Raw genomic sequence first — 22,275 nt, 5'->3', positions numbered from 1 at the left:
ATTGGTCGATTGAATTGTATAAGACTGGATTCGTAATGAAAATGGAGTTGTTAAGTATGAAACCATTGGAAAAAATTCGCGTGTTAGATATTACGTATTACTTGCCTGGGCCTTTTTCAACAATGCGTCTTGCCGAAATGGGAGCGGAAGTAGTGAAAATTGAACCGCCAGGAGGAGATCCAGCGTTTTCCATGAGTGGTGGGGCAGTTCATCGCGCGAATAATCGGGGGAAAGATATTCTCAAACTGGATTTGAAAACTGAACATGGTAAAGCGGAGCTTGTACAACATATTAAACATGCAGATGTTTTGCTAGAATCGTTCAGACCAGGTGTAATGGACCGACTTGGACTTGGTTATAAAAAAGTGAAAGAAATAAACCCATCAATTGTGTACTGCTCAATGACAGGATATGGAGTGGACGGTCCTCTTGCGAATTTCGGTAGTCACGACTTGAACTATCTTGCTTTATCAGGTGTTCTTTCACAGATAGCAGACAGTAAGGGAAAACCAATTATTCCAAAAAATACATTGGCGGACTATGCAGGAGGATTTGCGGGGAGTGAATCCATATTAGCGGCACTAGTTCAACGTTTTCGAACGGGGGAAGGTTCGCAAATACAAGTTTCTATTACAGATGCAATGGCAACTTTCCAAGGAACTAATCTGGAATATTTGATTTCTGGCATATCAGGTGATGGTATTCCTGAAATAGATGGATCTTATGTTTCGTACAATATTTATGAAACAAAGGATGGGCGTTATGTAGCTTTAGCTGCGCTAGAGCCAAAATTTTGGACAAATTTTGGCTTATTTGCCAAACGTCCTGATTGGATTTCTTATCAATTTGAACGCACTGAAAGTAAGGAACATCAGAAAATAACAGAACTTTTCACATCACGTACCTGGGAAGAATGGTACCAAATTTCACTAGAAACTGATTTTTGTTTAACACCTGTTTTGCGGCCAGCGGAGATCAGTCAGCATCCACATTTTGCAAACAGAGGTAATCTCGTTTCTTTAAAGTGATTTGGCAAGGTATTCAATTTTGAAACGAATAAAAGGAGATGGATTGGCATGATGCAAACCCCAAGGCTACGAAAAACAAGTGACGAAAGAAGATTTACTATCTTACTTAGAAAATCAATTTGCCAAGTGGTGGGTACCAGATGATGTGGTGTTCTTAAATGAAATTCCAAAAACCTCCGTCGGTAAGTTTTTGAAAGCAGCACTACGAAATGATTTGGCCAAAATCTATAGTGCATGATAAAAAGCTGTCTCTAAAGCGCATCATTGCGGCAATAGGGACAGCTTTTTTAAATTGTTTAGTATCGATTTCTTTATGTCTAACTCAAAACGCTAGCTCGCAATTCCGCTTCAGAATAGAGTGGTACACCTCACGGCGGGCTAAAATGGCATTTTACATTTATCTAATTAGAACAATAAATGTGCAACACCAGCGATAATTGGTAAAGCAATTACTGTACGTAATATGAAAATTATTAATAAGTCTAAGAAGTTTACCGGGATTTTTGAACCAAGTAACAATCCACCAACCTCAGACATGTAAATCAGTTGTGTAACCGACGTTGCTGCAATTACAAAACGTGTCATATCAGATTCAATGATTTGTCCACCCAAAATAGCAGGTAAGAACATATCGGCAAATCCAACAACCATCGTTTGAGCAGCTTCGCTAGCTTCAGGAATTCCAAGAACCATTAACAATGGCACAAAAGGTTTACCTAACCACACAAATAAATCCGTATAGGTAGCAAGCATTAATGCAATCGTACCAAATGCCATAACGACTGGTGCAACACCCATCCACATATCAAGGACGTTTTTTAAGCCGTCAGTAATAAATTTAGTGAACGAACGGTTGTTATTCGCCGTTGATAAAGCATTTTCTAAACCATGACTCACCACATTATAGCCTTTAGGTAGCGTTTCTCCAGTCTCATCAAAGGGACGACCGTCGATATATTCTTCAGGTTTTCGTGACAACGGGTAAATACGAGGCATAATAAATGCCAATACAATCCCAGCGAAAACTACAGTCGCATAAAAGGGAAGGAAATAACTACCTAATCCTAATTCTTCAATTACGACAATCGAGAAAGTAATCGATACGACAGAGAACGTAGTCCCAATAATAGCTGCTTCTTTTTTCGTATAAAAGCCTTCTTCATACTGCTTACTTGTTAATAAGACACCAATTGTTCCATCGCCAATCCAGGAAGCTAAGGCATCAATTGAAGAACGACCAGGCAATTTAAATAGAGGACGCATTATTTTTACCATCATGGTACCAAAGAACTCAAGTAATCCGAAGTTTAAGAGTAGAGGTAAAAGAAGTCCTGCAAATAAGAAAATGGTGAATAAGAACGACAATAAACCAGTTGGGGAAAGTAATAATCCACCGGTATCTCCACTACGCACGGCTTCAGGACCGATATTTGCTACAACCATAACAGCAAATATTGCACCTACAACACGCACAATAGTCCAAAACCAGTTGACTTGGAATAACTTTTCGAAAAATGTTTGATCTTCGGGGTTTGAATCTTTCATGAACTGGTAGATGATTGAACCAAGTGCAGCTAAGATCATAACAATCGTTACAGTCCATGGCATAATGGGTTCAACGAAACCTGCAACTATGTTAGCTAAAATCGCCACAGGTATTTTCCATTCGCCCTCGATTTTGAATGGAATCATGAATAATAATATTCCAATAATTGAAGGTATTAGAAACAATAACCATGTGGAAAGTGAAAACTTCTTCAAAAATGAGTCCTCCTAAGATGTATAATTATTCAACTTCTCTAGTAATGATACTTGCCGAAGTTCAAAAAGTCCACATTTGTATTTATTCCTTATTATTCCACAACTTAAACAGTAAAAATCCTGAAAGACCCATATTATGTGGAATCTCCAGGATTTCATTAGGAAATAATCATTTACTTGTAGAGTTAGAATGTTTCTTCAAAATCTTCATGCCAGCGGTAATTATAGAACCGCTCATAGGTAAACCAGTTCTCAGCTTCAGGTTCTCCTTCAGCTAAACGTTTATCCATTTCCGCCAACATCCAAGCTGTCTGGGAAATATGTGCACGCATTGCGCCCATCTTTTGATCTCGTACTTCCTGAATATCATGAACGACATCAGGTTCTCCAAGATCATCCTTTGTATTATTTGCAAACGCTACCGCATACAATTTCGGACGCAGATTCTCATCCATACGGCGAACAGCACGTACGACCGCACGAGCCGTCGCTTCATGATCTGGATGCACTGCGTAGTTCGGATAAAACGTAATGATGAGTGATGGGTTCGTTTCTTCAATCAGCTTCGTCATCATTTGAACCATTTTTTCATCATCTTCAAACTCTACAGTTTTATCCCGCAAACCCATCATGCGTAAATCGGTCAAGCCCATCGCTTGTGCGGAAGCAATCAATTCATCTTTACGGATATGTGGTAAAGACTCACGCGTCGCAAAAGGTGGATTTCCTAAATTACGTCCCATCTCGCCTAATGTTAAACAAGCATATGTAACCGGAGTTCCCTGTTTGATATACATGGAGATGGTACCGGAAACGCCAAATGCTTCGTCATCTGGGTGAGGAAATACAACGAGTACGTGTCTTTCTTGTGTTAAAGTCATATGATTTCCTCCTTCTTAATACGTAAATGGCATTTCGCTAATATGAAGCGCCACCGCTAATTTTCCAGTTTGATCGTGTCCTGCCATCAAAAGGCGGCCATGTTCATCCAACTCAAAATGCGTGATTCCTTGAGCATACACCCAACCATGAGGCAATTTTAGGCCCACGCGATGTGGACTTTCTCCAGCTACTTTACCTAGTTCGTACTGAATGACAATATTGCGAATAAATGCACCTGCATTAAAAACCGTCTCATCAAAGTGAGATGCGTATGCACCGTTTGTCGTTTCAAGGTGAAGATAAATATCTTTATTAGCAAAGGAATTTAATAATCCCTGCAATTTCTCAACGTTTACAACTTCCATTAGATAGCCTCCTCATAACTCAAAACTTCTACAACTTAGTATAAAGAAATCTTCCACACAAAGCGATTAGCATGCTCGGAAACATAAAAAGTATCTTTAAAATGCCATGCACTTTCTGTAATATGCCATCACAATTATATAAAATCTTTTCGTTGCACGAAATGATATATGGTATTATCGAAATATCTGAATTTTAGAACAGTAGGAGGTTTTAAATATGAAAGGCTTTTTCAAGTGGGTAGTTCAATTCGTTGTAGCATTGATTAGTATCTTGTTAATCAGTGGTGCACCACAATTGATTACTGGATTCCAAAAAGGCGAATTGCTATGGGAAGAATACATAGAAACGCTCCAATTTCATATGAAATCTCTTTGGGATTTCCGGGATTTAAGCGTCGATTATTACATCGGAAGAGGAGAAGTGCGCCAAGTACCTGTCTTTCCGCAACTCTTTGAAAATATCAGCTATTCATTGCAACTTCTATTCTTAGCGCTAGCAGCAGCCATTATTATCGCTTTAATTGGTACTTTTATTACGATGTTATTGAGCGAGAAATCAAGATCACGCGTTAAACTGATTTTTTATTTTTTGGAGTCATTTCCAGACATCTTAATTATTTTATTAGCCCAATTGACAGTCGTCGTTATTTTTCAACAAACCGGCGTCTTGGTATCTAAAATTGCAGTTATCGGCGACGATAAAATCTACTGGCTTCCAGTTTTGTGTTTAATGATTCTACCAATGATTCAACTATATCGATTGAGCATGCTGACGTTTGAAGCTGAAGAACGTCAAATGTATGTGGAGCTTGCAAAATCATTAGGATTTGGAAAAGCATTTATCTTATTCTTACATATATTTCGTAATGCGATCATCAGTGTGTTTTTCCAATCGAAAAAAACAATGTGGTTTATGTTATCAAATCTCTTTATTCTCGAATTAATGTTTCATATACCTGGCATTATGTATTACATGTCTGAAAACTTGAGTGGAATATTATTTTTAGTCACCGTACTAAGCTTCTTCTTACCGGTTTTCTTATTATATAGTTTAGGAGAATGGTACTTCATTCGCCGAATGAGTAGGGGAGGTGCAGCACTTTGAAATCAGTATGGAGACAACCTCTATTTCTTATTGGATTTGGCATCGTCGCCTTCTTTTTAGGTGGAAGCTATGTATTTGAATGGATTTTTGGAAATGTGCCAAAGCAAACATTTTTCATTGAGGAAAACGGACGTGCAGTTGAAGGGCCACCAATTTCTCCAAGTTGGATGCATCCCCTTGGAACAGATCAATTCGGTTATGATATGTTAGCGAAAATCATGCTAGGGGCAAAGTACACAATCTTGGCCGCAATGGCCGTTGCTGCATTACGTATGTTGATTGCCATTCCTTTGGGATTTGTAATAGGCACGTATTTTCAGCGTCAACGTACTTGGATAAATGCTCTAATTGATCCAATACATTACGTTCCAATGACGATTTTTGCCGTCCTCCTACTAACACCGATTCTGTGGATGCCTGAGGAAGGATTTTCAACGACCATAAACGAAAGAATCATCTTCCAAGTCATTATCATGGCACTCATAACGGTACCAATTGTTGCCACATTAATCGGAAACGAAGCCAATCTTTTGTACCATCAAGAATATATATTGGCTGCACGAACATTAGGTGCAAGTCGCAGACGCATTATCATACGCCATCTAACACCTCAACTACGTGAAAAAATGCTGGTGCTTTATGGCCAACAAGTGGTTGAATCGCTCATTATATTTGCCCATCTAGGATTGCTCCAATTGTTTTTAGGAGGAACAGACGTTGACTATGACCCGATGTTTGGAGATCCACCTAAATCGATTTCATTTGAATGGGCAGGCATATTCGGTAACTCCTTCCAATATCTTCAAGGGGCACCCTGGCTACCACTAGGACCAGCCGTCAGTTTTGCCATTGTCATATTAGCCATTGCTGCAATGATCGAAGGCTACACAAGAGCAATGAATGGCAAAGTAAAATTAACAAAACGTAAAAAAATGGCCTTTGTCTCAGACGAAACAATTGAATGGAACCAACAACAACTTAAATCCAAACTGATTTTGTTGAAAAAAGATATGACCGCATCTAAATAAAGTGAAAAATAAAGGTTGCCGGATAAAACGGCAGCCTTTTATTATGTGTTGATGACACTCTACTTTCGAGATTCTAGAAAATCTCGATTCCAACTTGGAGCGCGAATTTTCCAACTTGGCATCCCTTTTTTCCAACTTGGCTCTCAAATTTTCCAACTTGGCCTTAAAAATTTCCAACTGAGCAATCGCTCAACAAAAATTCCTCCAAAAAACGTCAAGTGAACGATAGCATGTGGGGCAAAACGCTTCAATTTAACAAAAAAAAGTCATCCGAAATGTGATTCCGGATGACTTTTCGTATGATTAAACTTCAGAAGTTGTTACTTCAGGTGCGCCAAAGCGATTTTTTGCTCCGTGCATGACTGGACCAACATATTCATTTAACTTCCAACCGTTTGCGATAGCTGCTGAAACAAATTTCTTCGCTTCAATAATGGATTCATTTACCGCTAAGCCGTTCGCCAAGTTAGCAGTTACTGCTGCAGCAAATGTACAGCCAGCACCATGGTTATAAGTGGTAGCTGTCTTTTCTGATTCAAGCAAAGTATAAGTAGATCCGTTAAAGAACAAATCAACTGCTTTATCATGTTGCAATTGTTTTCCACCTTTAATGACTACGTTTTTAGCGCCAGCTTCATGAATTTTAACAGCTGCACGTTTCATATCGTCGATTGTTGTTAACGTACCAAGACCTGAAAGTTGTCCAGCCTCGAAAAGGTTAGGTGTAACAACCAATGCACGTGGAAGCAATGACTTCACGATAGCCTCAACGTTTTCAGGGAATAGCGCCTCATCTTCACCTTTACAAACTAATACCGGATCAATAACAACTTTCTCAAGACCAGAACTATCAATTGCTTCAGCTGCTGTATGAATGATTTCAACAGTCGGTAACATACCAGTTTTAATAGCATCTACGCCTGTCGAAAGAGCCGTTTTTAGTTGAGCCTTCAATGTATCAACTGGAATCGGATGGATGCCATGGCTCCAACCATTTTCAGGATCCATTGTCACGATTACTGTCAAAGCATTCATCCCATATGTACCGTGCTCTTGGAACGTTTTTAAGTCTGCTTGTATGCCTGCGCCACCTGAAGTATCAGATCCCGCGATCGTTAATGTTTTTTTCAAAGACATATTTTGACCCTCATTTCATAAAGTTTCTATATTCTATCGTACCAAAAATTAATGGGAATTCAATTATTGGAGCTTATCTGCGCGTAACAGTTGAATTGAAATAAAGGCTAAACCGAGCGTGAAAATTAAAGTAACCCCTCCGGCAATCCAGTAACGCTGCGAAATGAGTCCAAAACTAATAAATGCGAATAACAATACAACCACAAACATACCAATCGTAAAACATCCAAAACCTAGTGTTTTCGCACGTTCGGGTACTTGACTGACTTCCTTTGTCGAGCGTTCTACTTTACGCATTTTTTCTCGCCACTGATAATCCGCCATTCCGCATCACCTCTGTAAATATCCTATCATTCGTCTGATGGTTGTACAATTTGAAATTTTCCCTTATCGTAAACGTACGAGAGTCATTGACGAAAAGATAGAAAAGGGGAAAACAATGTCAAAAGATCAGAGAATAAGAGAAATTGAAAAGTTACTTGAAGAATTAAAAGCGCAAGATGAAGTAGCCGTTTCAGTAGATAGTGTTCAGCGACGTACATCTGGATTTCGGCAAGTCGGCTCACTTTTCATGTCGATTTGGAAAAGAAAATTCTTATGGTTCCTTACAGGGTTAATTGCACTTATTCTCGTCATTCCTTTCGTTGCATTTTGGATGATTCAAGGAAGTACCTTTACAGAAAATAAGGGAGCTTTTTTAGAGAAAATTCAAGCATTAAATGAATTAGCAACTGCAGAAGCTTATACAAAAGTAATTATTGAACGCCAAGATAATGCGATTTTAGGGAAAGAAATTGGACTCGATTTACCTGGTACCAAACGTCAATTGTTAGTGGTCATTCCTGGGTCTGTAAAAGCCGGCATTGATTTCTCGAAACTCCAAGAAGACGATATCGTGCTCGATGAAGAAGCAAAAACAGCCACACTTACCTTACCAGGAGCCGAGTTTTTGGGAGGCCCTGAAATATTCTTCGATCAAGTCGAAGTATTTTCATATGAAGGACTATTCCGTGAGAAAGCCGACATTTCAGAAGCTTATGAACTGGCAGAAGAAGCGGAAAAACTAATGATGGAAGAAACAACTGGACAAGGGGTATTAGAACTTGCCGAAGAAAACGCAGCACAGTCTGTTGCAGAGATGTTTTCATTGGTTGAGTATGAAGTCACGGTTGAATTCGAGGAGTGAAGTTTGTGGAAAAAACAATATTTGAAAATGATTGGCAACAAGTACTTGAAACAGAATTCGACAAACCTTACTATCTACAATTACGCGAGTTTTTGAAACAACAATATACTAGCGAAACCATCTACCCAAAGATTGATGATTTATGGAGTGCTTTTAATGAAACAGCCTTCAAAGACGTCAAAGTCGTCATAGTTGGACAAGATCCATACCACGGTCCAGGTCAAGCACATGGAATGAGCTTTTCAGTCCAAGCGGGCGTTAAACATCCCCCGAGTTTACGAAACATGTTAAAAGAACTGACTGATGACCTCGGATGTGAAATCCCATTAGAAGGAACGTTGACTAAATGGGCACAACAAGGTGTCTTCCTTTTAAACACAGTTCTAACCGTTCGAGCGAGTGCTGCACATTCGCATAAAGATCAAGGGTGGGAACTGTTTACAGATGAAGTCATTCGAAAACTTTCACAGCGCGAAACTCCTGTGGTTTTTGTATTGTGGGGAAGACCTGCGCAATTGAAACGGAAATTAATAGACACATCACGTCATGCCATTATTGAATCTGTGCACCCAAGCCCGTTAAGTGCATATCGTGGGTTCTTTGGAAGTAAACCTTATTCCAAAATTAATAAGCAACTAAAAGAATGGGGTTTACAACCAATAGACTTTTGCTTGAAGTAGATTTCATGGTAAAGTGAACTCTGACAAGAAGACGTGAAAAGGAGAGTGACTCAACATGATTCCATTAAGTCGAGTTGTCACCGAAATAGAGAGACATGTATCCATTGCGAAAAGTAAAGGCGATGATCAAAGTATTCGTGAGTCTTTGCTAGCTATTCGTGCCTTGTGCGATGTAGCATTAGGCGAACAACCTGATGTGAAGCCTTTAAGCATGCCAATACAAATCGCTCAAACCGCTCCAGCAGCTCCATCCATTTCTGTAGGCGAACGCATGAAAGAAGCAGACGCAAACGGCGATTCGTTATTTGATTTTTAACAATAACATCACCAGAATTATTTTTACTCATCCATTTATGAAAGAAGGAATAAATTCATGCCATTTTTTATCATTGCCGGTGCAGTAAACGCGTTTATTGCCGTTGCATTCGGAGCATTCGGTGCTCATGCATTAAAAGAAAGACTCTCTGAAAAATATTTAGCCATTTGGGAAATAGCCGTTCAATACCAAATGTATCATGCAATTGGATTAATCGTTATCGGAATCTTGATGAGCACGAATATCATTGGAAACGTATCACAACTTAGCTGGGCAGGCTATTTAATGTTAGCAGGTATCGTGATTTTCTCTGGCTCACTATATGTATTAAGCCTAAGTGGCATTGGTGTCTTGGGTGCAATCACGCCAATCGGAGGCGTAGCCTTCCTTTCAGCGTGGGTTCTCGTGGTCATAGCCGTAGTAAAACATACGAACTAAAGGTAAGCGTCCTCTTTTTGAGGGCGTTTTTTTTGTTGGATTGATAGTGCCACTTAATTTAAAGGATTAATAAACGGTGGCACCACAATTGGCTCTCATCAATTTTGGAATCGCTAATCTTGAAAATAAAGTAAGCAGAAAGTGGCCGAAATATCATCTTCGGCCGAATATCTACTTAAAGATAGTATTTAATCTTTAGTAAACCAAACGATTTTAACTGTGAGCGTCCAGGTTGTAAGGGAGCGAAGAAAGCACACCTGCCGCAGGAATGTTACCTAACAACGTTGTCGAAGAATATCAATTAGAAGGTTTGTACATTTGGTATTTTGAAAGCGAAAACGCTCTTGATGGTGGGGAAATAAATCTAATTAATAAATATACGGAAGAACTAGAATTTTAAATGTAAAAATTAGGGATTTATGATGTGATTGGTTATTGAATTCACAGAATATTTAAATACAAATGTAATGTATAATGCTACAATTAACTTAGAAACACTTGAATTTGAAGTGACTCAAAAATAGCTAGGTGTTAATCGCCTTTAAATAATAGTAGAAGATATAGATATAGTTCATCTAATATCATGAACAACCATACCAACTTGAATGGAGGGGATTATGATGAAAACCATTTCGCGGGATGCTGGGATAATATATGAATTTAACGAGACGAATCAGCCAATTGCTACTGTAGCATCTGGAAGTACGGTGCGTGTGGAAACGTACGATTGCTTCAAAAATCAAATAGGCTCGGAAGATATGGAACTTACTGATCTTGATTGGAATCAAATCAATCCTGCAACAGGACCTATATTTGTAGAGGATGCAAAGCTAGGGGATGTATTAAAAGTTACCATACACACGATTGAAATCGATTCGCAAGGCGTTATGCTCGTTGGTCCAAATTTAGGTGTGATGGGTCAGCAAATTGAGAAAATGAGCGTCAAAATCTTACCAATTGAATACAATGAAATTCTGTTTAATGATCTGCAACTTCCTCTAAATAAAATGATTGGGGTAATTGGTGTTGCGCCAAGTGGACAAGGTGTAAACTGTGGAACCCCTGGAGCACATGGTGGTAATATGGACAATAAAATGGTAACAGAAGGGGCAACTTTGTATTTCCCAATAGCTGTCGAAGGTGCTTTGTTTGGATTAGGAGATTTTCACGCAGCGATGGGTGACGGAGAAGTAAGTGTCTCTGGAGTTGAAGTAGCGGGTGCTGCTACTGTCACACTTGAAGTCATAAAAGGGCAACATTTGGAGCAACCAATGCTTGAAAATGAAGAGAGCTTTACACAAATTGCTTCAGCCAAGACACTGGATGAAGCTTCAAAATTGGCTACACAACTCATGATTAATAGATTGGTAGAACGCACGGAAATGAACATTAGTGAAGTGACAATGCTGATGAGTGCGGTAGGACAACTAGAAATTTGTCAAGTTGTAGATCCACTCGTGACGGTGCGTTTTGTGGTTCCCAAATGGCTCCTTTCTCAACTGAAAGTTACGTTAATTGGATAATACACGACAAAACGCCCTTCCAAGAAGCAAAGTGGAAGGGCATTTTTAGATGGGGAGTTCTAGTTTCTAGAGCGACGATACCGGCTAGTAAAATGAGCTAGCAAAGCTTAATTGAAATAAAATTATGGTAAATAATTAATCTCTCCTTCAAACGTTACATAATCCAAATAAATCATCAGGAGTAAATAACGTTTCCCAGTTGCAGGCTCGCTTACAATGACATGATCGCGGCCAGCCGCTTCAATAACCCCAGTAACCACTTTTGCATTCCATTCACGGTTGTTTGGAAACGTTAGATAAAATGTTCCTACTTTCCCTTTATTAAGTCGTAAGATGTTCTCAATATACGATTCTTCTTGTGCTGGTGGTTGCTGAGGTCGTGAAGCAGCCGGGATTGTCGGGGGCTGCATTTGTTGCGGTTGCATTTGCTGCGGTTGCATTTGGTATGAGGGATTCCAATAATATTGTACCAAGATATCATCCTTTCATAATTAAATATTTGGGCAATTTGCGGGAATTGGAGAAAAAAAACAATGCGCTTTGTAGCGTCCAGTGTTCGGCTGGTCATACCATGTGGCAGGGCAATCACCTGTTGGTTCAAAAAACCACAACGACCGAGTTGCTGGATGAAAACGTTCGCCTGCTATAACACGTCTAGCGAGTGCAATATCTTGTGGGCGAGCACGCTGATAAAAATACGATTTGGTGGTGGCTTCGAAACCACCGGGACTTTGGAATACCATGTCTTGCACGTTGCGAATTTTTTTAAAATCGAGACAATCGAAGCGCACGCGGTTCACGCCCACATTGCCGACCATCAGCATACCCTGGACTCCTTCTCCTTCAGCTTCTGCTCGCATTAAACGAGCCAATGTTTCTACATCTTTTTCAGTTGCCTGGATTACCGCCACAGTACAACCTCCTCAAAAATATATATGTTATCTGCATGAAAAAAAGACCAATAAAATTGTAAGGTAAGTCCATTTTTGACGAACTTTAATAGGTTAAATTGATTCCATAAAAATATTTTCAAACGAAGTGCGTGGGGGCTAATTAGTTTGGTTTCCGCTGCGCTGCTTGTGGGAAGAAAGGGGAGGGGAATTCCCGTTCAATATAAAAAAAGGCCACGCAATTATGCGTAGCCTCATTATTTATACTTTTAAAAATTCAGATGTTTTGTCTGCGTCTAATAGCGTACCAACGAAGAACGAACCGAACTCTGCAAAACGAGCACTCACTTCATCAAAACGCATTTCGTAAATTAATTTTTTAAATTGAAGTACATCATCAGCGAATAAGGTAACGCCCCATTCATAATCGTCAAAACCGATTGAACCACTGATAACTTGTTTTACTTTTCCAGCGTATCCGCGACCAATCATGCCATGACTGCGCATCATTGACTTGCGGTCTTCCATTGAAAGCATGTACCAGTTGTCATTGCCATCACGACGTTTGTCCATAGGGTAGAAACAAACATATTGTGAACGGGGAAGTTCAGGATATAAACGACTACGGACATGTGGATTTTGATAAGGATCTTCGTTTGATTCGCCAGCTAAGTAGTTTGAAAGTTCAACTACAGATACATACGAATAAGTCGGAATTGTATATTCAGCAATAGCTAATTTATTGAATTTCGCTTCCAACTGTTGTAACTCATCCATCGTTTCACGCAAAGTCATCAACATAAAATCTGCTTTTTGGCCAATAATTGAATAAAAAGCATGGCTTCCTGTTTTTGCTTCATGTGCAACATCTAAATCTTCTATAAATGCTAAGAATTCAATTACCGCTGCGGTGCGATCTTCAGTTGACACTTGTTTCCAAGATGTCCAATCCATCGAACGGAAATCATGTAACGCGTACCAACCATCTAAAGTTTCTGCTGCTGCACTCATGTATAGGACACTCCTTCATAATTAAGAAATACTCAAAATCAGTCTACCACAAAGCCCCAAAGATGCCTACAATGTCACCATTCCGACAAGACGAACTATGACAAAATCGTGTATGCTAATAGAAAAGCGGAAAGCGCCACTCAAGCTCGACGCCGGCGCTGGAAGAACGAAAATCCATAGAGCCTGTACCTACAAATACTTTTGATCTTCCATGAAAGGAATGATACATCATGACGAATTTGTTTGAAGAAATTAAACGAACCATTTCAGAAAAATATATAAAAATTGTTTTGCCCGAAGGAACGGACGAGCGTGTTCTGCAAGCTGCATTTAATTTGTATAACGAAGGTTTAGTTACGCCAATTCTAGTGGGTCCACACGAACTGGTGAATGTGGCGGCAACACAAGCTGGGATTGATCTAACAGGAATTGAAATAGTAGACCCAGTGAAATACGATCACTTAGAAGAAATGATAGAAAAATTTGTAGAACGTAGGAATGGAAAAGTCACACCAGTTCAAGCTCGCATTCAACTAAAAGATGTCAATACATTTGGTACGATGCTCGTTTACACAGGGTACGCTCAAGGGTTAGTCAGTGGTGCAATTCATACAACGGCTGATACTGTGCGTCCGGCATTGCAAATTATTAAAACCCAACCTGGAGTATCCAAAACGAGTGGTGCATTTATTATGGTTCGGGGGGAAGAACGTTATGTCTTCGCTGACTGTGCGATTACCATTGCTCCAACGAGTGAGGACCTTGCAGAAATTGCTGTGCAAAGCGCGAAAACAGCAAGAGCTTTCGGTATAGAGCCTAAAGTGGCGATGCTTTCATTTTCAACAAAAGGTTCTGCAGTTTCACCGGAAACACAAAAAGTTGCAGAAGCAACAAGGCTTGCTCAAGAAAAAGCGCCATCCATTAACATTGATGGAGAATTTCAATTTGACGCTGCATTTGTACCTGCAGTGGCGAAGAAAAAAGCACCAGGCTCCAGCATCCAAGGAGATGCGAATGTCTTCGTATTCCCGTCGCTTGAAGCAGGGAACATTGGCTACAAATTAACTGAGAGACTTGGCGGATTTGAAGCAATAGGTCCAATTTTACAAGGTTTAAATATGCCGGTGAATGACTTGTCCCGTGGCTGTTCAGCAGACGATGTTTACAAATTAGTATTAATAACCGCTGCTCAAAGCGTGATGGCAGGAGAATAAGATGTCGGATTTCAACAATTTATTTGCCAATAAAGAATGGCGTTTTTGGGATCAGTCGATGAGTGGACGATCGAAATCTGCACTCGAATCATTTGCTGCAGACGATATGTTGTGTGAACTAGTAGGGAAAGGTTCGTCGCTGCCTACCATTCGCACATGGGTTCACGAAAACACAGTTGTCTTAGGCATACAAGACCATCGACTCCCACATATAGCTGCAGGTCGTGATGCCATACAAGACCATGGATTTCAATCCATTGTTCGAAACTCAGGTGGACTTGCTGTTGTTTTAGATAGTGGTGTTTTAAATATCTCCATAATTGTATCTGAAAAAGATCAGGCAATTGATATTAATGCAGGATACGATATCATGGTCGAATTCGTTCGCTATCTTTTCCCACAAATTGCGGACCGTATAGAAGCCTATGAAATAGTCGGTTCCTATTGCCCAGGATCGTATGATTTGAGTGTTGATGGAAAGAAATTTGCAGGAATCTCACAAAGACGATTGCGGCATGGTATTGCGGTCCAAATTTATTTATGTATAGAAGGTAGCGGAACAGAACGAGCTAAAATCATTCGAGATTTCTATGAAGCTGGATTACAAGGCACTCAAACGAAATTCATCTACCCAGTTATTGTCCCGGAAGTGATGGCCTCAATAAGCGAAATACTAGGTGAAAGTGTGACGGTTCAAGATACCGTTATCCACGCCCAGCGTTTAATGAACCACATGATCGACAATGTTCATATGCAATCGCTCCAACCGAGCGAAACGGATTTATATATGTATTACTTAACGCGAGTTGTTGAACGCAACCAAAAAATGCTGACAAAATTTGAGGACTAAGCTTCCATCAACTAAATTTTCGTCAAAATAGTCATTTCATGAAAAAAGAACCGCCAATCAATTGATTGGTGGTTCTTTTGCAACTAAATTGCCGTTCCGTTCCATTTGGAATACAGGTGAAACATTTTCAGCGTCATCATTTAATGTTACTAAACGTCGAGCGCGATTCATGATATGAACGAACTGTTCGTAGTCTTCACGAATTGTTGAATTTTCATTTTCTAATCGAGCAACGTCACGTTCAAGTTGCTTAATTTTTTCTTGTGAATGAGATAGCAATGCGCGCCAGCGATGAGATTCTCCTTCGCCAGTCCCACTTTGTTGCAATCGTAATAAGTAAGCAATGACCACATCTAATGATAGAGAAGAAATCGGAATTTGAACTCGTTCTTGTTGTTGTTCTTCACTTCCTACGAGAAACAGAGATTGACCTCTGCGACGATATTCTTTACCAAGGACACGCAATTTTTGTTTACGATCTTTTTTCGCTTCTCTTAAATCTTTCTCGTATTCTCTTCTTACAACTGCGTTCCAACGGAATCCGCAAGCAGCTGCGGTACGATTCAAAGTATCTCCAGCTTCTTCAAATGCGTTTAGTTGAGTGCTTCCTTCTCGTACGTGTCGCAGCACGGTTTCTGCAAGCAATTCGTCATTTTCATCTAGCCAAGCATCTTGTCTTATTTTTACCATACATGTCCCTCCCGAATTGTTAATAGTTTTGATGTTCTACTTCAAGCTTGTACAAGATTGACAGGTTTTATTCACTGAAAAAAATAGATGTGCTTGAATCAAAGAAGAAATATACGGTACAATGACGGAAAGACTTTTTATCAAAAATAGAAAGGGTTGTAGGCAAATGGCAAACGAATTCAGAGTTTGCGATGATTGTCTGGCCGTAAATTTAAAAACATTAATTCCTAAGTTAAAAGAGATCGATCCACACGCAACAATTGATATTGCGTGTCATTCTTACTGTGGTCCGGGCCGTAAAAAAACATTCGTGTTTGTAAACAACCGACCCGTTGCTGCGCTTACTGAGGATGAATTGATGGGGAAAGTACGCGCCAAGCTAAAGTAACAATCTCGTAACAACAGTTTATATAAATTCTCATACTTTTACCGCCTTTCCGGAAGGTGGTTTTTTCTTTCTACTAAAAGGTATATATAAGATTTATTATATTAATAAAGTGTCACATTTTCGAGCTAAAATGGCGATTTCTGTTTTCTATTGAAATGGGGTGTTCACGTGAATTATGCAACACAAAAGTTAGCTGAAGAAAAAGTATTCAAAGACCCGGTTCACCGTTATATTCATGTACGTGACCAAGTCATTTGGGATTTAATCGGAGCACGTGAATTTCAGCGATTACGACGGATTAAACAGCTCGGCACAACTTATCTTGTGTTCCATGGGGCTGAACATAGTCGCTTTAATCATTCTCTTGGTGTATACGAAGTTGTAAGACGCATTATTGATGATATCTTCAAAGGTCGTCCAGAGTGGGATGAGTCAGAACGACTGGTCGTTCTTTGTGCAGCTCTTCTTCATGACCTCGGCCATGGTCCATTTTCCCATGCGTTTGAACACGTTTTTGATCTTGATCATGAGAAATTCACTCAAGCAATTTTGCTAGGAGATACGGAAGTTAACGAAATTTTGAAGCGTGTATCACCTGAATTTCCACAACATGTGTCTGACGTTATTGCCAAGACATATACCAATAAACTAGCAGTGAGCTTAATTTCTAGCCAAATCGATGCTGACCGCATGGATTATTTACAACGAGATGCTTACTACACAGGTGTGAGTTACGGCCATTTTGATATGGAACGTATTTTGCGTGTAATGCGTCCACGAGAAGATCAAGTAGTTATTAAACAAAGTGGGATGCATGCGGTAGAAGACTACATTATGAGTCGCTATCAAATGTATTGGCAAGTGTATTTCCATCCGGTTTCAAGGAGTGCAGAAGTGGTTTTGACGAAGGCTCTTCACCGCGCGAAAGAATTAAGTTTAAGTGGCTATAAATTTTCATATGAACCACGACATTTCAAAACGTTTTTTAATCAAACCTTTTCATTAGCTGATTACATCGCGTTGGATGAAGGGATAGTTATGACATATTTTCAAGAGTGGGTTCACGAAGAAGATGAAATCCTCTCAGATCTATGTGATCGTTTTATCAATCGTCGTTTATTTCAATACATTGAATTTGATCCTGCAAAAGACTATCGGAAATTGGCTGAGCTCGAGCAACTGTTTAAAAAAGCAGGGATCAATCCTGCCTATTATTTAGTATTCGATTCATCATCCGATTTACCATATGATTTTTATCGTCCGGGTGAAGAAGGCGAACGAGTGCCGATTCATTTATTAATGCCGAATAATGAACTAAGCGAGCTGTCGAGGTCTTCTGACATTGTTGAGGCCATTTCCGGTAAAAGAAGAACAGACCATAAATTATATTTCCCAGAAGATTTATTAACACAGGATACGAAGAAAAAAGCTGTGAAAAAACAAATTTTGCAGTTATTGCTCGGAGAAGCTTAAAGTTGGAGGTGGACTAAATTGTTACAAGAACACGCAAAAATCGTGCAGTTTATTACACTTGCTGGTGAGGTAGCAGGACGTAAAAAATTGCAAAAAATGGTGTACATCGCAAAGAAAATGAACTTTCCATTCCAAGAAAAGTACCAATTTCATATATACGGCCCTTATTCAGAAGAGCTCACTTTGCGCGTAGAAGAATTGTGCAATATGGCTTTTTTATCTGAAAAAATGGAGGATAAGGGTTCATACGTACAATACACGTATGCATGCACCGAAGAAGGACGTCAATTTTTATCGACAATGACGAGTCATCATAAAAATCTCGATCACTGTATTGAGCGCTTAAATATCAAAAGTTCACGCTTTCTTGAGATGGTGTCAACATTGCTATACTTCGATCATCTTCCAAGGGATGAGCAAATCGAAAAATTACATGTTGTCAAAGGGAAATTAAACTTTTCTGAAAAGGAAATAGAAGAAGCTTTTTCTTTTATTGAAGAACTTCAAACAGTCATAACTTGTTAAAAAAGGACGGCTCACAAAAAGGAGCCGTCCTAGTTTTTTTGAACTTGGCTCGAAGCACAAATTGCACCCACGAGAGCCGTTGAGGTATTAGCTTCGTAATACCGCTTGGAACCCTATTTGTCTAGCTACAAGCGCCAGACCGCACCTAAGCTTGGGCCCACAGGAGGTGGGTCATGAAGGCGTTGCGACAGGACGTCGCGAACTTAGCCTTTCTTCCATACCGATGCGAAAGCAAGCTTTCGAATCGGAGTTTCCAGCGCCGGCGTCGGCCTAAAGTAGCGCTTGGAGCTTGGGCCCACGAGAGTGGGTCATGAAGCCGTTGAGGCATTAGCCTCGTACTTGCGGCTTCGAACCTTAGTTGTCGCTAAATAGTTTTCCTGCTACTGCGTAGTGGTTTTTTGGCATATCTTCGATGAAGACAACTACGTTTTCAACAGGCGCGCTTGTTGTTTCGGCAACAGCTGCCGTTACTTTTTCTACTAGTGCACGTTTTTGCTCGTCAGTGCGGCCTTCTAACATTTTGACTGTTACGTATGGCATTGGAGTTCCTCCTTTTACACAAAATTTTGTATATTGGTTATAATAACAGAATGGGGGTTGATAGCGTATGGCAAATGAAGAAAAACCAAAACAAAAACTTGGATTTACTATTATAAAAAACGATCCGACTGATGGTCATGGAGGATTTGGAATTGGCTCATTAACACTTGAGCATGTTTCACCGGTCATTATTGATGTCAAGGAAAAAATAGCGAAGGTCGAAATCGGTGCAATGCACGCTCGAAGCGATACGGAGCGGGGCATAAAATTCACTACCAATCGTCAAGATTCAGAAGGTGGTAAATTATTTTGGCTCGTTTGGGTAACGATTGATCATAAAGCCAATGGTCCTTACTATGCGGGAGTTACAGGGTGTGAAATGATCATCAACCGTGAAAAACGACGCGGCTTCAAACTTCTTGCTGACCATGTCAATCGCATGGACAAATCGATGAAACGCCACATTATCGTTGATCATATGGACGATGAGTCAAAAGTGCTCTTGAGAAACTTTTTACAAACACACAACGCTGAAATGTGGGCGAGAAGTGATGAAAAACTGCATAACGCATTAAGTGTATAATATTGTCAAAGAGTTGTACAAATTGTGACATTTTCATCCTCGACTTATCTGAGGTTGAATCTATCTACCAAAGCAAGTACACTTAAAATATAGCTTGCAAAAGGTGAGCTAGGACAATTGGAAACGTGTCTGTACATGAGCGCCATGCGACATTTGTGTCAAACCCAAGCCGAATGCCGCATGTTTCTCATGTCAGCACTAACCAAGAAAAAAGCTTTCTGTTCCATCGGACGTTAATTCGCCGTGGAAGAGAAAGCTTTTTTTATTGAAATAAAACAGAAATATAAGCCTCACTGAACAGTGAACGGGAATAAACCTACTGTGAGAAGGAATAAACTCCAGTTCAAAGGGAATAAAACCATTTGAAAAGGATTAAACCCCAATTCAATTAAAAATATCAATTCCTAAAGAATGAGAATGGGAACATTGACCATGGATCGTCACTATCCATTTCAATCATTTCGTTATCTTCAATGTCATCTACTAACTGTTTCTGTAGCTTAGGATCTGTACATAATCGCTTCGGTATGTCTTCCCGTTTCAAGTACACTAATCTTTGCTTCGAACATTCAGATACGGCTAATCCACCAGTTTCAATGTCAATAATGGTGCCACTCACACCTTTGGTTGGCAGGAATGGTTCAGGCGAAACGCCTTGATGAGCTTTCTCCATAAAATCGATCCAAATATTTTTTGTCGTTTGTTTATCTTCTGCAAGCTGCAATTCTCTTCCTTCATCATAGCCATTCCAAACACCTGCGGTTAATGAAGGGGAGTAACCAACTAACACTTGATCTGAATTTGTCGTTCCTGATTTTGCAGCATATGGTCGCGTTTGTTTCCCTCGAATAGATAAGCCTGTTGCAGGTGCATAATCATTGAAAACGGGATCAAACATGCCCGTCATTAAGTGAGTTAAAATGAATGCATCGTCCTTAGACATCACGCGGTCATCATCTTTACGTTCAGCTGGATTCGCTTCAAATACCACTTCGCCTTGGCTATCTTTAATAGATAACACAGTTTGGATTTTTCGATCCAATCCTCCGCCTGCAATTTTATTAAAAGCACCTGTTAGATCTTTTAATGTTACTTCAGACGTTCCAAGCGCCATGGAGGGAGAATTTTGAGCTGATGTTTTCACACCTAATCTCTCCAAAACTGAACGGAAAGGTTTATATCCCACTTTTTCAAGTGTTTTCACGGCATAAATATTATCTGAAATTGCTAGTGCTTGCGCTAACGAAATCGGATGGTTCGCAAACTCACCGTTCACATTATTAGGTTCGTATTTAGAGCGTCCATCGTCATAAGTGAAAATCGTTTTTTCACTTTCTAAAAAGGTCAAAGGAGAGAACCCTTCTTCTAGAGCTGCCGCATATAACAATGGTTTAATGGTTGAGCCTGGTTGGCGCTTCGCTTGTGTCACGCGGTTAAATGGACTATTGGAGTAAGAACGACCGCCGACTAATGCCGTTACGTAGCCAGTTTCTGGTTCCATACTGACAAACCCAACTTCAAGGCTATTATTTGGTAGCCACTCGGCAATAACTTCTTCCGCAACTTTTTGGTGTTGTGTGACCAAAGTTGTTTCAATTGTCCAGCCACCTTCTGCAATTGCTCGACCTTTTGATTTTAAAATTCGTTCGGCTTCTTTCCAAGCTTCGTCCAAGAAGTACGGTGCAACACTCTTTGTGGCTTTCCATTCTTCATTTTTTAAGACGATTTTTTCGTCTTTTGCCCGTTTTACAGCTTCAGTCGTCACCATGTTTTGAGATTCCATTAATGTAAGTACAACATTTTGTCGTTCGTATGCATTTTCTGAGTTAATCAATGGTGAATAGATACTCGGTCCTTTTGGAATGGAAATAAGTAAGGCTGATTCAGCTAGTGTTAAATCCTTACTTGGCTTACCAAAATAAAACCGACTTGCAGCTTCTACTCCGTACATACCGTGTCCAAAGTACACCGTATTTAAATATCCTTCCAACAACACATCTTTTTCATAAAAAACTTCCATACGGTATGCATACAAAGCTTCTTTCGCTTTGCGTGTCCACGTTTTGTCATGTGTTAAATACAAATTACGTGCATACTGCTGGGTTATGGTACTTGCGCCTTCAACTTTTCGCATCGCTTTGACGTCTTTTAATAAGGCAGATGCAATCCGTGTGTAATCAAATCCGTTATGCTCATAAAATTCTTGATCTTCCACTGCCAAAATGGCTTCGCTAATAAATGGGGACATGTCTTCTAACTCAACCCAATATCGGCGCTGTTCAGCAAAACGGTCTCCTATTGAATGACTGTTACGATCTAAAAAAACGGTTGCTTTTGAAACCGCAAGTGAAGGAGGTCCGAGAACTTGTGCATAAATGCGTAATGCTAACAGAATGGTGCATAATGCACTTAATGAAACAAGGAGGTACCAAAAAACGGATCGAATTTTTTGACGTTTTCGTTTTTGAAGTTTCAAATCAACTCGTCCCAATTTGACATCAATCCATTCATCGATAGTTTTTAGTAGTATGGTAACTTCATGTCCAGATTAAACGCAGATTTCGGATAAAATAGTTAACAACATACGTATATTTAATTAAATTTTCGCGTATAAAATGCGCCGTAATGAAATCTGAATAAGACTGTTAAGAAAAAACAGTTG

Annotated in this window: 26 protein-coding genes and 1 pseudogene; 16 read left to right on the top strand and 11 right to left on the bottom strand. The window is 39.7% G+C overall.

The window, feature by feature from the left end:
* Positions 1-56: 56 nt before the first annotated feature.
* Positions 57-1,028 carry a CaiB/BaiF CoA transferase family protein gene (locus C8K15_RS09500; protein ID WP_108586170.1) on the top strand — a complete coding sequence of 324 codons (972 nt, stop codon included), beginning with the start codon at positions 57-59 and terminating at the stop codon, positions 1,026-1,028.
* 73 nt (positions 1,029-1,101) lie between these two features.
* Positions 1,102-1,266, top strand: a pseudogene (locus C8K15_RS09495) (AMP-binding enzyme); the annotation flags it as partial.
* Between the two features lie 167 nt (positions 1,267-1,433).
* Here C8K15_RS09495 and C8K15_RS09490 read toward each other — a convergent pair.
* The 3 genes from C8K15_RS09490 to C8K15_RS09480 form a co-directional block, all read right to left on the bottom strand.
* A complete protein-coding gene (locus C8K15_RS09490) occupies positions 1,434-2,789 on the bottom strand; it encodes a YjiH family protein (RefSeq protein ID WP_108586169.1) in 1,356 nt (451 codons plus the stop codon).
* Between the two features lie 185 nt (positions 2,790-2,974).
* A complete protein-coding gene (gene bshB2 / locus C8K15_RS09485; protein ID WP_108586168.1) occupies positions 2,975-3,670 on the bottom strand; it encodes a bacillithiol biosynthesis deacetylase BshB2 in 696 nt (231 codons plus the stop codon).
* Between the two features lie 15 nt (positions 3,671-3,685).
* Entirely contained in the window at positions 3,686-4,036 is a 351-nt protein-coding gene (locus C8K15_RS09480) for a YojF family protein (protein ID WP_108586167.1), read from the bottom strand.
* Between the two features lie 217 nt (positions 4,037-4,253).
* On the opposite strand from C8K15_RS09480, the gene C8K15_RS09475 reads away from it, so the two are divergent.
* Together C8K15_RS09475 and C8K15_RS09470 are read left to right on the top strand one after the other, a co-directional pair.
* The gene (locus C8K15_RS09475; RefSeq protein ID WP_108586166.1) at positions 4,254-5,141 is read left to right on the top strand and encodes an ABC transporter permease subunit; all 888 of its coding nucleotides are present in this window, start codon (positions 4,254-4,256) and stop codon (positions 5,139-5,141) included.
* Positions 5,138-6,169: an ABC transporter permease gene (locus C8K15_RS09470; RefSeq protein ID WP_108586165.1), complete on the top strand. Its 1,032-nt coding sequence runs from the start codon at positions 5,138-5,140 to the stop codon at positions 6,167-6,169. The genes C8K15_RS09475 and C8K15_RS09470 overlap by 4 nt, the downstream gene beginning before the upstream one ends.
* Positions 6,170-6,472: 303 nt before the next feature.
* Here C8K15_RS09470 and pdxK read toward each other — a convergent pair whose 3' ends face one another.
* Both pdxK and C8K15_RS09460 read right to left on the bottom strand, forming a co-directional pair.
* A complete protein-coding gene (pdxK, locus tag C8K15_RS09465; RefSeq protein ID WP_108586164.1) occupies positions 6,473-7,306 on the bottom strand; it encodes a pyridoxine/pyridoxal/pyridoxamine kinase in 834 nt (277 codons plus the stop codon).
* 63 nt (positions 7,307-7,369) lie between these two features.
* Positions 7,370-7,630 carry a hypothetical protein gene (locus tag C8K15_RS09460; protein WP_108586163.1) on the bottom strand — a complete coding sequence of 87 codons (261 nt, stop codon included), beginning with the start codon at positions 7,628-7,630 and terminating at the stop codon, positions 7,370-7,372.
* A 115-nt stretch (positions 7,631-7,745) separates the two neighbouring features.
* Here C8K15_RS09460 and C8K15_RS09455 point away from each other — a divergent pair, with 115 nt between their 5' ends.
* From C8K15_RS09455 to C8K15_RS09435, 6 genes are all read left to right on the top strand, one after another.
* Positions 7,746-8,492: a DUF4230 domain-containing protein gene (locus tag C8K15_RS09455; protein ID WP_108586162.1), complete on the top strand. Its 747-nt coding sequence runs from the start codon at positions 7,746-7,748 to the stop codon at positions 8,490-8,492.
* A 5-nt stretch (positions 8,493-8,497) separates the two neighbouring features.
* Complete coding sequence (locus C8K15_RS09450) at positions 8,498-9,172, top strand: uracil-DNA glycosylase (protein WP_108586161.1); 675 nt, start codon at positions 8,498-8,500, stop codon at positions 9,170-9,172.
* A 55-nt stretch (positions 9,173-9,227) separates the two neighbouring features.
* Positions 9,228-9,488: a YwdI family protein gene (locus C8K15_RS09445; protein ID WP_108586160.1), complete on the top strand. Its 261-nt coding sequence runs from the start codon at positions 9,228-9,230 to the stop codon at positions 9,486-9,488.
* Between the two features lie 57 nt (positions 9,489-9,545).
* Positions 9,546-9,926, top strand: coding sequence for a DUF423 domain-containing protein (locus C8K15_RS09440; RefSeq protein ID WP_108586159.1), 381 nt, complete (start codon positions 9,546-9,548; stop codon positions 9,924-9,926).
* Positions 9,927-10,194: 268 nt separating this feature from the next.
* Positions 10,195-10,326 carry a hypothetical protein gene (locus C8K15_RS21165; RefSeq protein ID WP_255421087.1) on the top strand — a complete coding sequence of 44 codons (132 nt, stop codon included), beginning with the start codon at positions 10,195-10,197 and terminating at the stop codon, positions 10,324-10,326.
* A gap of 217 nt (positions 10,327-10,543) precedes the next feature.
* A complete protein-coding gene (locus tag C8K15_RS09435; protein WP_199224088.1) occupies positions 10,544-11,449 on the top strand; it encodes an acetamidase/formamidase family protein in 906 nt (301 codons plus the stop codon).
* A 122-nt stretch (positions 11,450-11,571) separates the two neighbouring features.
* Here the strand turns inward: C8K15_RS09435 and gerQ are convergent, their stop codons facing one another.
* The 3 genes from gerQ to hemQ form a co-directional block, all read right to left on the bottom strand.
* Complete coding sequence (gene gerQ / locus C8K15_RS09430) at positions 11,572-11,922, bottom strand: spore coat protein GerQ (protein ID WP_108586157.1); 351 nt, start codon at positions 11,920-11,922, stop codon at positions 11,572-11,574.
* Between the two features lie 18 nt (positions 11,923-11,940).
* Complete coding sequence (locus C8K15_RS09425) at positions 11,941-12,360, bottom strand: cell wall hydrolase (RefSeq protein ID WP_108586156.1); 420 nt, start codon at positions 12,358-12,360, stop codon at positions 11,941-11,943.
* A 240-nt stretch (positions 12,361-12,600) separates the two neighbouring features.
* On the bottom strand, positions 12,601-13,350 hold the full coding sequence (gene hemQ / locus C8K15_RS09420) for a hydrogen peroxide-dependent heme synthase (RefSeq protein WP_108586155.1): 750 nt from the start codon (positions 13,348-13,350) through the stop codon (positions 12,601-12,603).
* A 230-nt stretch (positions 13,351-13,580) separates the two neighbouring features.
* Here hemQ and pta point away from each other — a divergent pair, with 230 nt between their 5' ends.
* Positions 13,581-14,564: a phosphate acetyltransferase gene (gene pta / locus C8K15_RS09415; RefSeq protein ID WP_108586154.1), complete on the top strand. Its 984-nt coding sequence runs from the start codon at positions 13,581-13,583 to the stop codon at positions 14,562-14,564.
* A gap of 1 nt (position 14,565) precedes the next feature.
* Entirely contained in the window at positions 14,566-15,414 is an 849-nt protein-coding gene (lipL, locus tag C8K15_RS09410) for an octanoyl-[GcvH]:protein N-octanoyltransferase (RefSeq protein ID WP_108586153.1), read from the top strand.
* Between the two features lie 57 nt (positions 15,415-15,471).
* Here lipL and C8K15_RS09405 read toward each other — a convergent pair whose 3' ends face one another.
* Complete coding sequence (locus C8K15_RS09405; protein WP_108586152.1) at positions 15,472-16,104, bottom strand: RsfA family transcriptional regulator; 633 nt, start codon at positions 16,102-16,104, stop codon at positions 15,472-15,474.
* A 166-nt stretch (positions 16,105-16,270) separates the two neighbouring features.
* On the opposite strand from C8K15_RS09405, the gene C8K15_RS09400 reads away from it, so the two are divergent.
* The 3 genes from C8K15_RS09400 to C8K15_RS09390 all read left to right on the top strand — a co-directional run bounded on the left by C8K15_RS09400 (position 16,271) and on the right by C8K15_RS09390 (position 18,490).
* Complete coding sequence (locus C8K15_RS09400; protein WP_108586151.1) at positions 16,271-16,492, top strand: YuzB family protein; 222 nt, start codon at positions 16,271-16,273, stop codon at positions 16,490-16,492.
* A gap of 168 nt (positions 16,493-16,660) precedes the next feature.
* The gene (locus C8K15_RS09395; protein ID WP_108586150.1) at positions 16,661-17,965 is read left to right on the top strand and encodes an HD domain-containing protein; all 1,305 of its coding nucleotides are present in this window, start codon (positions 16,661-16,663) and stop codon (positions 17,963-17,965) included.
* An 18-nt stretch (positions 17,966-17,983) separates the two neighbouring features.
* Positions 17,984-18,490 carry a YwgA family protein gene (locus C8K15_RS09390; protein ID WP_108586149.1) on the top strand — a complete coding sequence of 169 codons (507 nt, stop codon included), beginning with the start codon at positions 17,984-17,986 and terminating at the stop codon, positions 18,488-18,490.
* 354 nt (positions 18,491-18,844) lie between these two features.
* Here the strand turns inward: C8K15_RS09390 and C8K15_RS09385 are convergent, their stop codons facing one another.
* Positions 18,845-19,030, bottom strand: coding sequence for a 2-hydroxymuconate tautomerase (locus C8K15_RS09385; RefSeq protein WP_108586148.1), 186 nt, complete (start codon positions 19,028-19,030; stop codon positions 18,845-18,847).
* A gap of 67 nt (positions 19,031-19,097) precedes the next feature.
* Between C8K15_RS09385 and C8K15_RS09380 the strand changes: the two genes are divergently transcribed.
* The gene (locus tag C8K15_RS09380; protein WP_108586147.1) at positions 19,098-19,613 is read left to right on the top strand and encodes a YwhD family protein; all 516 of its coding nucleotides are present in this window, start codon (positions 19,098-19,100) and stop codon (positions 19,611-19,613) included.
* A 397-nt stretch (positions 19,614-20,010) separates the two neighbouring features.
* On the opposite strand, the gene C8K15_RS09375 is transcribed toward C8K15_RS09380, so the two are convergent.
* Entirely contained in the window at positions 20,011-22,104 is a 2,094-nt protein-coding gene (locus C8K15_RS09375; protein WP_108586146.1) for a transglycosylase domain-containing protein, read from the bottom strand.
* Positions 22,105-22,275 lie beyond the last annotated feature (171 nt).

Source organism: Paenisporosarcina sp. OV554 (assembly GCF_003058165.1).
Classification (GTDB): domain Bacteria; phylum Bacillota; class Bacilli; order Bacillales_A; family Planococcaceae; genus Paenisporosarcina.
The sequence above is the reverse complement of the archived record's forward strand: the minus strand, read 5'-3'. Positions and strand labels throughout refer to the sequence as shown.

What these genes read in the sequence shown, in the direction of transcription:
- C8K15_RS09500 (WP_108586170.1), top strand. Translation starts at nt 57, where the DNA reads ATGAAACCATTGGAAAAAATTCGCGTGTTAGATATTACGTATTACTTG.
- bshB2 (WP_108586168.1), bottom strand. Translation starts at nt 3,670, where the DNA reads ATGACTTTAACACAAGAAAGACACGTACTCGTTGTATTTCCTCACCCA.
- C8K15_RS09480 (WP_108586167.1), bottom strand. Translation starts at nt 4,036, where the DNA reads ATGGAAGTTGTAAACGTTGAGAAATTGCAGGGATTATTAAATTCCTTT.
- C8K15_RS09475 (WP_108586166.1), top strand. Translation starts at nt 4,254, where the DNA reads ATGAAAGGCTTTTTCAAGTGGGTAGTTCAATTCGTTGTAGCATTGATT.
- pdxK (WP_108586164.1), bottom strand. Translation starts at nt 7,306, where the DNA reads ATGTCTTTGAAAAAAACATTAACGATCGCGGGATCTGATACTTCAGGT.
- C8K15_RS09460 (WP_108586163.1), bottom strand. Translation starts at nt 7,630, where the DNA reads ATGGCGGATTATCAGTGGCGAGAAAAAATGCGTAAAGTAGAACGCTCG.
- C8K15_RS09455 (WP_108586162.1), top strand. Translation starts at nt 7,746, where the DNA reads ATGTCAAAAGATCAGAGAATAAGAGAAATTGAAAAGTTACTTGAAGAA.
- C8K15_RS09445 (WP_108586160.1), top strand. Translation starts at nt 9,228, where the DNA reads ATGATTCCATTAAGTCGAGTTGTCACCGAAATAGAGAGACATGTATCC.
- C8K15_RS09440 (WP_108586159.1), top strand. Translation starts at nt 9,546, where the DNA reads ATGCCATTTTTTATCATTGCCGGTGCAGTAAACGCGTTTATTGCCGTT.
- C8K15_RS21165 (WP_255421087.1), top strand. Translation starts at nt 10,195, where the DNA reads ATGTTACCTAACAACGTTGTCGAAGAATATCAATTAGAAGGTTTGTAC.
- C8K15_RS09435 (WP_199224088.1), top strand. Translation starts at nt 10,544, where the DNA reads ATGATGAAAACCATTTCGCGGGATGCTGGGATAATATATGAATTTAAC.
- hemQ (WP_108586155.1), bottom strand. Translation starts at nt 13,350, where the DNA reads ATGAGTGCAGCAGCAGAAACTTTAGATGGTTGGTACGCGTTACATGAT.
- pta (WP_108586154.1), top strand. Translation starts at nt 13,581, where the DNA reads ATGACGAATTTGTTTGAAGAAATTAAACGAACCATTTCAGAAAAATAT.
- lipL (WP_108586153.1), top strand. Translation starts at nt 14,566, where the DNA reads ATGTCGGATTTCAACAATTTATTTGCCAATAAAGAATGGCGTTTTTGG.
- C8K15_RS09405 (WP_108586152.1), bottom strand. Translation starts at nt 16,104, where the DNA reads ATGGTAAAAATAAGACAAGATGCTTGGCTAGATGAAAATGACGAATTG.
- C8K15_RS09400 (WP_108586151.1), top strand. Translation starts at nt 16,271, where the DNA reads ATGGCAAACGAATTCAGAGTTTGCGATGATTGTCTGGCCGTAAATTTA.
- C8K15_RS09385 (WP_108586148.1), bottom strand. Translation starts at nt 19,030, where the DNA reads ATGCCATACGTAACAGTCAAAATGTTAGAAGGCCGCACTGACGAGCAA.
- C8K15_RS09380 (WP_108586147.1), top strand. Translation starts at nt 19,098, where the DNA reads ATGGCAAATGAAGAAAAACCAAAACAAAAACTTGGATTTACTATTATA.